This is a genomic window from Micromonospora sp. ATA51 (genome assembly GCF_016802855.1).
Lineage (GTDB): Bacteria > Actinomycetota > Actinomycetes > Mycobacteriales > Micromonosporaceae > Micromonospora > Micromonospora sicca.
The window spans coordinates 1-13360 of the sequence record NZ_JAEVHJ010000182.1 but is presented as its reverse complement, the minus strand read 5'-3'; the positions used below and the strand labels follow the sequence as shown (position 1 = coordinate 13360).

12 protein-coding genes and 2 pseudogenes are annotated in these 13360 nt (G+C 74.3%); 5 read left to right on the top strand and 9 right to left on the bottom strand.

The features are described from left to right. A pseudogene (locus JNW87_RS24335) lies at positions 1 to 2057 on the bottom strand (bifunctional [glutamine synthetase] adenylyltransferase/[glutamine synthetase]-adenylyl-L-tyrosine phosphorylase); the annotation flags it as partial. An 18-nt stretch (positions 2058 to 2075) separates the two neighbouring features. After that, complete coding sequence (locus JNW87_RS24330) at positions 2076 to 2843, bottom strand: type 1 glutamine amidotransferase (protein WP_109799987.1); 768 nt, start codon at positions 2841 to 2843, stop codon at positions 2076 to 2078. Between the two features lie 71 nt (positions 2844 to 2914). Between JNW87_RS24330 and JNW87_RS24325 the strand changes: the two genes are divergently transcribed. Together JNW87_RS24325 and JNW87_RS24320 are read left to right on the top strand one after the other, a co-directional pair. Then, positions 2915 to 3844, top strand: coding sequence for an LD-carboxypeptidase (locus tag JNW87_RS24325; RefSeq protein WP_109799986.1), 930 nt, complete (start codon positions 2915 to 2917; stop codon positions 3842 to 3844). A 94-nt stretch (positions 3845 to 3938) separates the two neighbouring features. Continuing rightward, a complete protein-coding gene (locus tag JNW87_RS24320) occupies positions 3939 to 4403 on the top strand; it encodes a hypothetical protein (RefSeq protein ID WP_109799985.1) in 465 nt (154 codons plus the stop codon). Positions 4404 to 4585: 182 nt separating this feature from the next. On the opposite strand, the gene JNW87_RS24315 is transcribed toward JNW87_RS24320, so the two are convergent. The 4 genes from JNW87_RS24315 to glnA form a co-directional block, all read right to left on the bottom strand. Beyond that, a complete protein-coding gene (locus tag JNW87_RS24315) occupies positions 4586 to 4957 on the bottom strand; it encodes a VOC family protein (RefSeq protein ID WP_109799984.1) in 372 nt (123 codons plus the stop codon). A 95-nt stretch (positions 4958 to 5052) separates the two neighbouring features. Beyond that, positions 5053 to 5301, bottom strand: a complete 249-nt coding sequence (locus JNW87_RS24310; protein WP_238454450.1) for a YafY family protein — start codon at positions 5299 to 5301, stop codon at positions 5053 to 5055. Continuing rightward, the gene (locus JNW87_RS24305) at positions 5289 to 5744 is read right to left on the bottom strand and encodes a YafY family protein (protein WP_238454449.1); all 456 of its coding nucleotides are present in this window, start codon (positions 5742 to 5744) and stop codon (positions 5289 to 5291) included. Before JNW87_RS24305 ends, JNW87_RS24310 begins: the two co-directional genes overlap by 13 nt. A gap of 38 nt (positions 5745 to 5782) precedes the next feature. Next, entirely contained in the window at positions 5783 to 7132 is a 1350-nt protein-coding gene (gene glnA, locus JNW87_RS24300; RefSeq protein WP_109799982.1) for a type I glutamate--ammonia ligase, read from the bottom strand. Positions 7133 to 7357: 225 nt separating this feature from the next. Between glnA and JNW87_RS24295 the strand changes: the two genes are divergently transcribed. Next, positions 7358 to 9121: an NAD+ synthase gene (locus JNW87_RS24295; RefSeq protein ID WP_109799981.1), complete on the top strand. Its 1764-nt coding sequence runs from the start codon at positions 7358 to 7360 to the stop codon at positions 9119 to 9121. A gap of 120 nt (positions 9122 to 9241) precedes the next feature. Further along, positions 9242 to 10087: a 3-methyl-2-oxobutanoate hydroxymethyltransferase gene (gene panB / locus JNW87_RS24290; protein WP_109799980.1), complete on the top strand. Its 846-nt coding sequence runs from the start codon at positions 9242 to 9244 to the stop codon at positions 10085 to 10087. 60 nt (positions 10088 to 10147) lie between these two features. On the opposite strand, the gene JNW87_RS24285 is transcribed toward panB, so the two are convergent. From JNW87_RS24285 to JNW87_RS24275, 3 genes and pseudogenes are all read right to left on the bottom strand, one after another. Further along, positions 10148 to 10591: a VOC family protein gene (locus JNW87_RS24285; RefSeq protein WP_109799979.1), complete on the bottom strand. Its 444-nt coding sequence runs from the start codon at positions 10589 to 10591 to the stop codon at positions 10148 to 10150. 57 nt (positions 10592 to 10648) lie between these two features. Continuing rightward, positions 10649 to 11347, bottom strand: coding sequence for an NADPH-dependent F420 reductase (npdG, locus tag JNW87_RS24280; protein WP_109799978.1), 699 nt, complete (start codon positions 11345 to 11347; stop codon positions 10649 to 10651). An 81-nt stretch (positions 11348 to 11428) separates the two neighbouring features. Beyond that, positions 11429 to 12843, bottom strand: a pseudogene (locus JNW87_RS24275) (RNB domain-containing ribonuclease). A 179-nt stretch (positions 12844 to 13022) separates the two neighbouring features. Between JNW87_RS24275 and JNW87_RS24270 the strand changes: the two are divergent. Further along, on the top strand, positions 13023 to 13360 hold a 338-nt coding region (locus tag JNW87_RS24270), incomplete at its 3' end, for a hypothetical protein (protein ID WP_238454448.1).

Here is a 13360-nt window from a genome sequence, read left to right as displayed (position 1 = left end):
GCGAGCGGGGTGAGCGCGCCGGCCCGGCTGAGCACGTCGGCGCAGGCCAGCCGGACCAGTTCCCGGCGGCGCAGCGCGCGGACCGCCCGGGTGGCCTGCTCCGGGTCGGCGTGCCGGGCCGCCGCGGCGGTGAAGCCCTCGCACAACACCTCGCGGGGGCGGGGGGTCAGCTCGGTGTCCTCGGCGAGCATCCGCAGTGCCTCCGGTTCCCGGCCCAGCAGGTCGGCCGCGTACCGGGAGGAGGACAGCACCCGGGCCAGCCGGCCGGCCACCGGGCCCTCGTCGCGCAGCAGCCGCAGATACCAGGGGGTGCTGCCGAGCTTGTCGGAGACCTGCCGGTAGTTGAGCAACCCCCGGTCCGGCTCCGGCGCGTCGGCGAACTCGCTGAGCAGCACCGGGAGCAGGGTGCGCTGGATCGCGGCGGTCCGACTCACCCCGCCGGTGAGGGCCTGGAGGTGCCGCAGCGCCCCGACCGGGTCGGCGAAGCCGAGGATCTCCAGCCGGTGCCGGGCCGCCTCCGGGGTCAGCCGGAGCCCGTCGGCGGGAACCCGGGCCACCGACTCCAGCAGCGGCCGGTAGAGCAGCTTGGCGTGCAGCCGGCGTACCTCGGTGGCATGGGTGACCCACTCGGCGCGGAACTCCTCGACGGCGCTGCGGCCCGGGGTGGCCGTGTAGCCCAGCGCGGCGGCCAGCCAGCGCAGGGCGGCCGGCTCGGTCGGCACGGTGTGGGTACGGCGCAGGCCCTGGAGCTGGAGGCGGTGCTCCACGCCGCGCAGGAAGCGGTAGCCGCGCAGCAGCGCCTCGCCGTCGGCCCGGCCGACGTAGCCACCGGCGACCAGGGCGCGCAGCGCCGGGATCGTCCCCGGCACCCGCAGCGACTCGTCGCCCCGGCCGTGCACCAGCTGGAGCAACTGGACGGCGAACTCGATGTCGCGCAGCCCGCCCGGACCTCGCTTGATCTCCCGCTCCAGCTCCTTCGGCGGGACGTTCTCGATGATCCTCCGGCGCATCGACCGGACGTCCTCGACCGCCTCCGGGCGCTCGGCGGCCGACCAGACCAGCGGCGCCAGCTGGTCGATCCACTCCCGCGCCAGACCCAGGTCGCCGGCCGCCGGCCGGGCCTTGAGCAGCGCCTGGAACTCCCAGGTGCGGGCCCAGCGGCGGTAGTAGGCCAGGTGGCTGGCGAGGGTACGCACCAGCGGCCCCCGGCTGCCCTCCGGCCGCAACGCGGCGTCCACCGGCCAGGCCACCAGCCCGCAGACGTGGATCAGCCGGGTGGCGACCAGGGTCGCCGCGGCGAGATCGTCGTCCTCCGCGGCGACGAAGATGACGTCCACGTCGGAGACGTAGTTCAGCTCGTCCCCGCCGCACTTGCCCATCGCCACCACGGCCAGCCGGGGGCGCGGCGTCCCCTCCGGCAGCTCGCCGACGGCGATCTCGTACGCGGCCGCGAGGGTGGCGTCGGCCAGCGCGGAGAGCGCCGCCATGGTCTGCTCCAGGCCGCGCCCGCCGGTCAGGTCGGCCGCCGCGATCCGCAGCAACGCCAGCCGGTACGCCTGCCGCAGCACCGCCACCGGCTGGGTGGACGGGGTGAACCGGGCCGCGGCGGCCAGGTCGAGCCGGCCCTCGGCGGTCGGGGCGAGCCCGTCCGGGGCGGTGGCCAGCACCGACCACTGATGGGGATTGGCCACCAGGTGGTCGCCGAGCGCCGACGACGCCCCGAGCACCGCGATCAGCCGGCGGCGCAGCCCCGGGTCGTCGTGCAGCGCGTCGAGCAGCGGCGACCTCGTCGTCTCCCCGGTCGGTCCGGCGCCGTTGGCCGCGACCGACCGCCCGGCCCCCGCGGCGCGGCGTTCCGCCTCGACGAGCCGGTGCAGCTGGCGCAGCGCCAGGTCCGGGTCGGCGGCCCGGGAGAGGGCGGCCAGCAGCTCGACGGCCCGCTCGCCCGCGGGCTCCTGGGTGTCCGGCCGCCACAGCCCGAGCCCGTCCGGGCCGAGCAGGTCAGCCGCACGCGCCCTGCCGTCGCCCTCTGCGAAGCCGTACCGGGCGAGCGCCCCCTGGCCGGTCGGGTCATCTCAGTGCCCGAGCAGCGGCAGACTGCGGCGGGGGGCGTCGTCGTCCAGCTCGCCGAGGGCGAGGGCCGCGAACCGGATGGCGAACGGCTGCCAGACCTCCTCGACGTCGGCCATCACCCGGTCGCAGGCGGCCACCACCAGTTCCTCGTCGTACCCCAGCTCGGCCAGCAGCTCCGAGTCGCGGGCCCAGTCGGCGATCATCGCGGTGTCGCACTCGATGTGGAACTGCAGCCCCCAGGCCCGGTCGCCGAGGCGGAACGCCTGGTGCGGGTAGCGGGTGGAGGCGGCGAGCAGCGTCGCGCCCCGAGGCAGCTCGATGATCTCGTCGGAGTGCCACTGGAGCACGTCCGGAATCAGCGGCACGTACCGGAAGAGGGGGTCGGCGTCCGCGGCGTCCCGCTTGCCGACCACGCCCGGGCCGACCTCCGGGCCCGACGGGCTCCGCTCGACCAGGCCGGCGTGCGCGGTGGCCAGCAGTTGGCCGCCGAGGCAGACGCCGAGGGTCGGAACCCGGTACCGCACCGCCTTGCGCAGCAGCCCCTCGAGCGCCGGGAACCAGGGCGCGCCGGGGGTGCCGTCGGGCAGCGGGTACGCCTGCTGCTCGCCGCCGAGCACCACCAGGGCGGCATACGCCTCGAGGTCGGCGGGGAGTTCCTCGCCCGCGTGCGGGCGGAGCACCCGCAGTTGGAGGCCCCCCTCGGTCAGCCACTCCCCCAGTCGGCGGAGGTCGTCGGTCGGGTCGTTCTCGATCACCAGCGCGGTCGCCACGGTGTCGAGGCTAGCGGGTGCGGCGGCGAACGCCCGGAACGGCTCAGCCCGGCGCGCACTAGGCTCCCGCTGTGCTCACCGACGACTGCCTGCGCCCACCGGTTCTGCGTCCCGGCGACAGGGTGATGCTGGTGTCCCCGTCCGGGCCGACCCGGCCGGAGCGGGTGGCCCGGGGCATGGAGCTGCTGACCGGCTGGGGGCTGCGCCCGGTGCTGGCGCCGAACGCGTACGCCCGGCAGGGCTACCTGGCCGGCGGCGACGAACTGCGGGCGGCGGACCTGAACACCGCCTTCGCCGACCCGGCGGTGCGCGGGGTGCTGTGCACCCGGGGCGGCTACGGCGCGCAGCGGGTGGTGGACCTGATCGACATGGCGGCGGTCCGCCGGGACCCGAAGGTGGTGGCCGGCTTCTCCGACATCACGGCCCTGCAGTTCGCGCTCTGGCGGGGCGCCCGGCTGGCCAGCGTGCACGGCCCCGGCGCGGCGTGGCTGGACGACCGCACGCCGCCCCCCTCGGCGGAGTCGCTGCACGCCGCGCTGATGACCACCGAGCCGGTGACGGTGGCCGCCGTGGCCGAGGAGGACACCTTCGGCGTACGCGTGCCCGGCCGGGCCGTCGGCCCGCTGCTCGGCGGCAACCTGTGCCTGATCACCGCGTCGATCGGCACCCCGGACATGCCGGACCTGACCGGGGCGGTGCTGCTGGTCGAGGAGGTGCAGGAGCCGCCGTACAAGATCGACCGGATGCTCACCCACCTGCGCCGCTGCGGAGCGCTGGACGGGGTGGCCGGGGTGGCGGTGGGCCAGTTCACCGACTGCGCCGACGGCTGGGACACGACGGTGGCCGACGTGCTCACCGAACGCCTCGGCGATCTCGGCGTACCGGTCCTCGGCGGTCTCCCGATCGGCCACGGCGTCGGCCAGCTCACCGTCCCCGTCGGCACCCGCGCCGTCCTGGACGCGGACGCGGGCACCCTGACCGTCTCCCCCGCCGTCCGCTGATTTTCAGCCTGTCCACAGGGTCACCACGGGTTGCCTCCAGCTCCGTTGGTCACTGTCGGTGAGGTCGCACCACCACCGATCAACTGGAGGACTGATGTCCCGCACGATGTCGAAGAAGCACCTGCTGGCCGGCCTGGCCGCCGCCGGGGTCCTCGGCGTGGGGATCGCCGCCCCCACGGTGGCGTTCGCCGAGGACGACAACGCCACCCCGGCCCCCAGCGCCAGCACCGAAGCCGGTCAGGGCACCGACCGGCAGCAGCAGCGGGCCGACCGGCAGGCCGACTTCGCCGCGGCGCTCGCCAAGGAGCTGGGCGTCCCCACCGACAAGGTCACCGCCGCACTGGAGAAGCTGCGCGAGCAGCGCAAGGCCGACCGGCCGGAGCGCCCGTCCGCCGGGGACCGGCAGGCGATGCTGAAGGAGCGGCTGGACCAGGCGGTGAAGGACGGCAAGCTCACTCAGGAGCAGGCCGACGCGATCACCAAGGCCGCCGAGGCCGGCGTCTTCCCCGGCCCGGGCGGCCGGGGCCACCACGGCCCGGCGGGTACGACCGGCAACTGACCCGTGGCCCCGCCGTCTCCGCACCGGCCGCTTCCTCCCTCCCGGCCGGACCGTCTCCGCGGCGGGGCCACCCCCCTCGGCCGGCGCTCGGCCCCGGTGTCCGTGCGGGGCCGGCCCGGCAGCACTGCGGGGGCGGACCCGGAGGCACTGCCGGGGGCGGACCCGGCCGCCCCGAGCGCGGGTCATGCCGTGGCGGGCGGTGTGAAGACGCCGAGGTGGTTGCCGGAGGGGTCGAGCAGGTGGGCGAAGGTGAGCCCGGTCGGCGTCGTCCGCACCGGCACCAGCACCTTGCCGCCGGACGCCTCGGCCCGCCGGCAGGTCTCCGCCACGTCGGCCACCTCGGCGTAGAAGATCGCGTAGTTCGGCGACTGGCCGCCGGTGGCCCGGATCGCACCCCCGATCCCCTGCTCCCCGCCGGCCGTCGTCTGCCGGTACGACGCACCCGGCCCGCCCTGCTCCTCGAACGTCCAACCGAAGAGCTCGGCGTAGAACTTCTCGGCCTCGTCGGGCCGGTCGGAGCCGATCTCGAACCAGGTGATGGGCGTGCTGGACATGCTGCCTCCTGTCGTCGTGCCGGCCGCTCGGCCGGCGTCGTCAGGAGGCAGCCTCGCCCCCGTCCGCGACAGCGTCCTGTCGGTGTTTCCGGTTTTCAGACCAGGCTGAGCGGGCGGACCCGCTCGTGGGGGATGTCCAGGTCACCGGGGCGCAGCTCCCGGTCCACCCGCTCGGACAGGGGGTGGACCGACACGATGCGGTCGGTGCGGAAGCAGCGCAGCTCGTCGCGGAGCCGGCACCAGGCCAGCAGGTACCAGTGCCGGGGGTTGCCGAGATAGCCGAGCGGCTCCACGTCGCGGGTCGAGGCCACGCCGGAGCGATCGGCGTAGGTCAGGCGGAGCACCCGCCGCGCGGTGACCGCGTCGGCGACGACGGCCGGGACGGGCGTGGCCGGCCCGTCGCCGATGAGGTGCACCCGGCCGGCCAGCCGGTGCGCCTCGGCCACGTCGGCGGCCGGCATGACCGCGACCAGCTTGCGCAGCGCGGCGCCGGCGGCGACGCGAACGGCGTGCCGCCGAGCCGGTGCAGGGCCACGGCCATCGCCACCGCCTCGCCGGCGGTCAGGTTGACCGGCGGCAGCGTGTGCGCGCGGTCCACCACGTAGCCGCCGGTGCGGCCGGGCTCGGCCCAGATCGGCACCCCGGAGGCCTGCAACGCGCCGATGTCGCGCTCGATGGTCCGGGCGCTAACCTCGAAGCGCCGGGCCAGCCAGCGGGCGCTGCGCGGGCGCGGCGACACCGCCCGCAGCTCCTCCACGAGGGCGTAGAGACGGTCCGTCCGGTTCATCCCCCCAAGCTAAGCCCGGGGTACGACAAGGCCCTGGGCTACAGCGACAGGTAGCGCTGCCGCTCGTACGGGGTGACCTCGCGCCGGTACTGCTCCCACTCGGCCCGCTTGTTGCGCAGGAAGAAGTCGAAGACGTGCTCGCCGAGCACCTCGGCGATCAGCTCCGAGCCGGCCATCACGTCGATCGCCTCGGCCAGGTTCTCCGGCAGCGCCTCGTAGCCCATCGCGCGCCGCTCGGCGCTGCTCAGCGACCAGACGTCGTCCTCGGCGCCCGGGGGCAGCTCGTAGCCCTCCTCGATGCCCTTGAGCCCGGCGCCGAGCAGCACCGCGAAGGCCAGGTAGGGGTTGGTCGCCGAGTCCAGCGAGCGGACCTCCACCCGGGCCGAGTTCGGCTTGCCGTACGCGGGCACGCGGACCAGCGCGGAGCGGTTCAGGTGACCCCAGCAGACGTACGCCGGGCTCTCGGTGATCCGGTCCGGCAGCGCCAGCGGGAAGAGCCGCTTGTAGGAGTTGACCCACTGGTTGGTGACCGCCGTGTACTCCCGCGCGTGCATGAGCAGCCCGGCGATGAACGACTTCGCCACCTTGGACAGCTTCATCGGGTCGCCCGCGTCGTGGAACGCGTTGCGCTCCCCCTCGAACAGCGACAGGTGGGTGTGCATGCCGCTGCCGGGCTGGTCGGTGAAGGGCTTCGGCATGAAGCTGGCCTGCACCCCGGTGGAGAGCGCCACCTCCTTGACCACGTGCCGGAAGGTCATGATGTTGTCGGCGGTGGTCAGCGCGTCGGCGTACCGCAGGTCGATCTCCTGCTGGCCGGGGGCCACCTCGTGGTGGCTGAACTCCACCGAGATGCCGATCCGCTCCAGCGCCAGCACGGCCTGCCGGCGGAAGTCCCGGGCGACGGCGTGGGTGGTGTGCTCGAAGTAGCCGCCGGTGTCCACCGGGGTGGGCACGGAGCCGTCCTGCGCGCCGTTCTCGAGCAGGAAGAACTCGATCTCGGGGTGGGTGTAGAAGGTGAAGCCCTTCTCGGCCGCCCGGGAGAGCATCCGGCGCAGCACGTGCCGCGGGTCGGCCCAGGAGGGCCCGCCGTCGGGCAGCAGGATGTCGCAGAACATCCGGGCGCTCTCGCCGCTGACCCCGCCCTCGAAGGGAAAGACCTGAAAGGTGGTCGGGTCGGGCATGGCCACCATGTCGGACTCGAAGACCCGGGCGAAGCCCTCGATCGCCGAACCGTCGAAGCCGATGCCCTCCTCGAAGGCCGCTTCCAGTTCCGCGGGGGCCACCGACACGCTCTTCAGCGTCCCGAGCACGTCGGTGAACCACAGCCGGACGAACCGGATGTCCCGCTCTTCCAGCGTACGGAGGACGAACTCCTGCTGACGGTCCACTTCCACCCCTCGCGACGCTGATCTCCGGCAACCGGTTCGGGCCGGTAGGGCCTGACCGCTCAGTCTCCACCGGCCTCGTTACGCCGACGTTACGCGACCATCCGCCGCGCGTCCCGCCCTGTCCCGCCCGCCAAGCCCGGGGCGGTCCACCGGGGCCGGGCGGGGTGTCCGGCGTCTCCCCCGTCCTGCCGTGAAGGGTCCGCGCTGCTGGGGCAAGATGAGGATATGCCCACCCTGCGTCTCGCCCTGTGCCAGGTCAACCCGACCGTCGGGGACATCGCCGGCAACGCCGACCTGGTCCGCCGCTGGACGCGTCAGGCCGCCGACGCCGGCGCCCAGCTCGCGCTCTTCCCCGAGATGATGTTGACCGGCTACCCGGTCGAGGACCTGGTCTTCCGCCGCTCCTTCGTCGCCGCCTCGCGGGCCGCGCTCCACCGACTCGCCGCGGATCTGGCCGCGGACGGGCTCGGCGAGCTTGCGGTCCTGGTCGGCTACCTGGACGCGGACGGGCCGCCGCAGGTCAGCTCGGACGCCGAGCCGGGCAAGGGCGCCCGCAACGCCGCCGCGCTGCTGCACGGGGGGAAGGTGGCGGCCACCTATTTCAAGCACCACCTGCCCAACTACGGGGTGTTCGACGAGGACCGCTACTTCGTGTCGGGCAACACGCTGACCGTGGTGCGGATCGGCGGGGTGGACGTCGCGCTGACCATCTGCGAGGACCTCTGGCAGGCCGGCGGCCCGTTCGCGGTGGCCCGGCAGGCCGGCGTGGGGCTGGTGCTCAACATCAACGGCTCGCCGTACGAGCTGAACAAGGACGACATCCGGCTGCCGCTGGTCCGCCGCCGGGCCGCCGAGGCGGGCGCCGCCGTCGCGTACGTGAACATGGTCGGCGGCCAGGACGAGCTGGTCTACGACGGCGACTCGATGATCGTGAGCGCGGACGGCGCGCTGCTCACCCGGGCGCCGCAGTTCGTCGAGCACCTGCTGGTGCACGACGTGGAGCTGCCGCCGGCGAAGGAGCCGGTCGACCACGCCGAGGAGCTGGCCGACGGGATGCGGGTGCTCCGGGTCAAGGTCAGCGACATCCTGCCGCCCGCCGCCACCGACGAGGTCGCGGTCGGCGGGATCATCGAGCCGGTCGCCGACGAGGCCGAGGTGTGGCAGGCGCTGGTGCTGGGCCTGCGCGACTACGTCAACAAGAACCGCTTCCCCTCGGTCGTGCTCGGCCTCTCCGGCGGCATCGACTCCGCGGTGTCGGCGGCCCTGGCCGTCGACGCGCTCGGCCCGGACCGGGTGGTCGGCGTGTCCCTGCCCAGCCAGCACTCGTCGGAGCACTCCCGGGCCGACGCCGAGGAGCTGGCCAAGCGGACCGGCCTGGACTACCGGATCGAGCCGATCCAGCCCATGGTGGACGCCTTCCTGGCCAACATGTCGCTGTCCGGGGTGGCCGTGGAGAACCTCCAGGCCCGGGTCCGGGGCGTGATCCTGATGGCGCTGTCGAACCAGGAGGGTCACCTGGTCCTCACCACCGGCAACAAGAGCGAGCTGGCGGTCGGCTACTCCACTCTCTACGGCGACTCGGTGGGCGGCTACAACCCGGTCAAGGACGTCTGGAAGACGCTGATCTGGCGGCTGGCGAAGTGGCGCAACGCCGACGCGGCCCGTCGGGGCGAGACCGCCCCGATCCCGGAGAACTCGATCGGCAAGCCGCCGTCGGCGGAGCTGAGCCCGGGCCAGCTCGACAGCGACACGCTGCCGGACTACGACGTGCTCGACCCGATCCTGATCGGCTACGTCGACGGTGACCTGGGCCGGGAAGGCCTGGTCGAGTCGGGGCACGACCCGGCGGTGGTGGACAAGGTGCTGCGGATGGTGGATACCGCCGAGTACAAGCGGCGGCAGTCCGCCCCGGGCACGAAGATCTCCATCAAGGCGTTCGGGCGGGACCGCCGACTGCCCATCACCAACCGCTGGCGGGAGCACGGCTGACCGGCCCGTCGGCCGGGGAGTGAAATCCTCCACTCCGCCCTGCCGTGGGCCGGTCGTCCGATGCGACGATCGCGGCGGAACCCGGGGACCGCGGAGGCGGCCTCGAGGAAGGAGAGAGTCATGCTGGAGTCCACCCCGACCGAGGTGACCGCCCTGTACGGCGGGCCGGCCACCCGACGGGTCCGTACCCGTGACCTGATCGCCGCCAAGGAGCGCGGTGAGCGCTGGGCGATGCTCACCTCGTACGACCAGTACACCGCCTCGATCTTCGACCAGGCGGGCATCCCGGTGCTGCTGGTCGGCGACTCGGCGGCGAACAACGTCTTCGGCTACGAGACGACACTGCCGGTGACCGCCGAGGAGCTGCTGCCGCTGGTCCGCGCGGTGGTCCGGGCGACCCGGCACTCGCTGGTCGTCGGCGACCTGCCCTTCGGCTCGTACGAGGAGGGGCCGGCGCAGGCGCTGCGCACGGCGGTGCGGTTCATGAAGGAGGGCGGCTGCCACGCCGTGAAGCTGGAGGGCGGGCGACGCTGCGCCGACCAGATCGCGGCGATCGTCGGCGCCGGCATCCCGGTGATGGCGCACATCGGCTTCACCCCGCAGAGCGAGCACACCCTGGGCGGCTACCGGGTGCAGGGACGTGGCGACACGGCCGACGAGGTGATCGCCGACGCCCGGGCGGTGGCCGAGGCCGGCGCGTTCGCGGTGGTGCTGGAGATGGTGCCCGGTGAGGTGGCCAAGCGGATCACCGCCGAGCTCCGGATCCCCACCGTCGGCATCGGCGCCGGGCCGGACACCGACGCGCAGGTGCTGGTCTGGCAGGACATGGCCGGCCTGCGTACCGGCAAGGCGCCACGCTTCGTCAAGCGCTACGCCGACCTGGCCGGCGCGCTGACCGACGCGACCCGCCGCTTCGCCGAGGAGGTGCGCGGCGGCGAGTTCCCGGCCGCCGAGCACACGTTCTGAGCACGACGGGCGGTGCGGTCGACCGGCCGCACGCCCCGCAACCACGCCGGCCGTCTCCGGTCAGCCCACGCAGAACTCGTTGTCCTCGGGGTCGGCGAGCTGGACCGAGTAGTAGTTGTTCTCCGGGTCGTCCATCGCCCCCAGCACCCGCGCCCCGAGCTTCACCAGCCGGGCCACCTCGGCGTCGATCCGCGCCCGCCGCTCCGGCAGCGGCACGGCCCGCCCGCCACCGACCTTCAGGTCGATGTGCAGCCGGTTCTTGACCGACTTCGGCTCCGGGACCGGCTGGAACCAGATCCGGGGCCCGGCCCCGACCGGATCCGCCAACCGGTCCACACAGTCACCCTCGCCGAGTTCGTCGGCCGGGACGCCCACCGACAGGTACCAGTCACGCCACGTCACGTACCCCTCCGGCGGCGGCTGCGGACGGTATCGCAGCGCCTCCGCCCAGAACCCGACGAGCCGCGACGGCTCCCGACAGTCGATCACCAGTTGCCATTCCATCCGCCGATGGTGCACCGGTGGTGTGACAGTGCGCTTCCGGTACGGCGCGAGGTCGAATCAGAGGTCGGTGACCCGGAGGCCGGCGTGCGCCTTGTAGCGCTTGTTGATGGCGATCAGGTTCGCCGTGAACGCCTCGATCTGGTGGGCGTTGCGCAGCCGCCCGGCGTAGATGCCGCGCATGCCGGGGATCCGGGCCGCGAGCGCGGCCAGCACGCCGACCAGCTCCCGGTCCTCGGTGCAGATCAGCACGTCGAGGTCGATCCGGTCGATCTGCGGGTCGGCCAGCAGCGGCGCGCTGACGTGGTTGAACGCCGCGCAGACCCGGGAGTCCGGCAGCAGCCGGGCGGCCTGCTGGACGGCGCTGCCCTCGTCGACCCGGAGAGCGTACGGGCCCTGCTTGTCGAAGCCGAGCGGGTTGACGCAGTCCACCACGATCTTGCCGGCGAGCGGCTCGGCCAGCGCGGCGACGGTGGCGGCGTGCCCGTCCCACGGGACCGCGATGATCACCACGTCGCTGCGGCGGGCGACCTCGTCGTTGTCGGCGCCGGCCACCTCCGCGCCGGCCGGGACGCCGGGCAGGGCGGCGATCTCGGCGGCGGACTGCGCCGCGCGCTCGGCGGAACGGGAACCGATCAGCACCCGCTGTCCGGCCCGGGCGAACCGGTAGGCGAGCCCCCGCCCCTGGTCGCCCGTGCCACCGATGATGCCGACGGTCAGCCCGGAGACGTCGGGCAGCGTGGTCGCGTCGTAAGCCATGCGGTCATCCTCGCAAACCGCCCCACCGGGCAGCAGTGCGAGCCGATGTGACAATTCCCGCTGACCCGACGCGGCGGGCGGTCAGGCGCGCTCGAAGAGGACCTTGCGCTGGGTCGGGTCGGCGGTGGTCAGGCGGACCTGGACCCGCTCGCCGAGCGGGAGGTCGCCGGTGCAGCGGGCGCGGACCGGCGGCTCGTCCAGGGCCACCGTCCCGCCGGGCTCCCGGCCGGGCTTCGAGTTGCCGTTCGGCGGCCCGTCCACGTCCAGGACAGCCGCGGAGAAGGTCTCCCCCACCCGGTGCTCCAGCAGCACCGCCTCGGCCAGCTCGATCGCGCCCCGGGTGGCCGCCGACGCCGTCCGGTCGGTCGTCGCCATCACCTCCGGCAGCTTCGGCAGCGCGGCGCGCGCCCAGTCGGGTACCTCCCGGCCCTCGTGCAAAGCCAGGCAGACCTCGGTCGCGTACCGGTCGCCAGTCGGCGCAACGGCGCGGTGACGTGCGCGTACGCGGCGGCCACCCCGCCGTGCTCCGGCTGCTCCGGCAGCTCCCCGTCGAAGGCCGTGTACGCCGCGCCGCGCATCAGCTCGGCCGCCTGGTCGATGAAGGCCGCCGCCCGGGGCCGGGAGGCGTCCAGCCCGGCGAGCACCTCGCCGACGCTGCGGTCCGCCGGCCAGTCCACCCCGAGCGGGGCGGCGGCGAGGCGCAGCCGGGCGACCGCCTCCGGCTTCGGCGGCGGCATCGTCCGGAGCAGGCCGATCCGGCCGGCGAGCATGATGTCGGCGGCGGCCATCCCGGTCAGCAGCGAGATCTGGGCGTTGTGGTCCTCCATCGGGCCCGGCCCGCGCAGCACCAGCCGCCAGCCGTCGCCGTCCGGTTCGACGTCCTGTTCGGGCAGCGGCAGGTTGATCGCGCCCCGGCGCAGCCCCCGGGCGGTGAGCAGCGCACCGATCTCGGGCAGCAGGGCGATCGGCTCGGGCAGCCGGCCGGCGTCGGCGTCGAGTTGCACGCCGACGTAGTCCAGCTTGGCCCGGCTGCGCACCCGGGCGCGTTCCAGCACGACGGCCACCGTGTCGCCGTCGGCGTCGAGGTCGATGGTCCAGAGCACCGCCGCCCGGTCGGCGTCGGGCAGCAGGCTGGCCGCGCCCTCGCTGAGCGTGTGCGGGTGCAGCGGCACGTTGCCGTCGGGCAGGTAGACGGTCTGGCCGCGCCGCCAGGTCTCCTCCTCAAGCGAGCCGCCGGGGCGTACGTGCGTGGCGACGTCGGCGATCGCGTACCGGACCCGGAAGCCGCCACCGGGACGGCGGCTGAGGTGCATCGCCTGGTCGAGGTCGCGCGAGGTCGCCGGGTCGACCGTGACGAACGGGATGTCGGTGCGGTCGGCGGCGGCCGGCAGCGGCGCGGCGGCCGCCTCGTCCGCCTCGCGCTGCGCCGCAGCCGGGAAGCCCTCGGGCAGTCCCAGCTCGCGGCGCAGCGCACCGAAGTCGATGCGGGGCGCCAGTACGCGTCGATCACCACGGGGTCAATCCTGACAGCGCGGCGGGTGATCCGCTCACCGGCGCGGCGGAGGGCCGATCAGCGGCGGGCCCCGGGCGTCAGCCGGCCGCCTTGCGGGCGCTCGCCGGCTTGATCGTGGAACGACCGGCGACGACCCTCGTGCCGGCGGGTTTCCGGGCGGCGGTGACCCGTTTGTGGGTGCCGGTCGAGGAGCTCGTCCGTGGCCTCGACGGGCCCACGGACGACGCCGCGGAGGTCGCCTTCCTGGCCGCCGCCTTGCGCGTGGTGGTCGAGGAGGCGGCGGTGGCCTTCCTCGCCGGGGCCTTCTTCGCCGCCGCCTTGCGGGCGCCTCCGGTCGGGCGGGTGGTGGTGGCCTTCGCGGCGGTGGTCTTCTTCGCCGGGGCCTTCTTCGCCGCCGTGGTCTTCTTGGCCGCGGTGGTCTTCTTGGCAGGCGTCGTCTTCTTGGCCGCCGTGGTCTTCTTCGCCGCGGTCGCCTTCTTGGCCGCCGCCGTGGTCTTCTT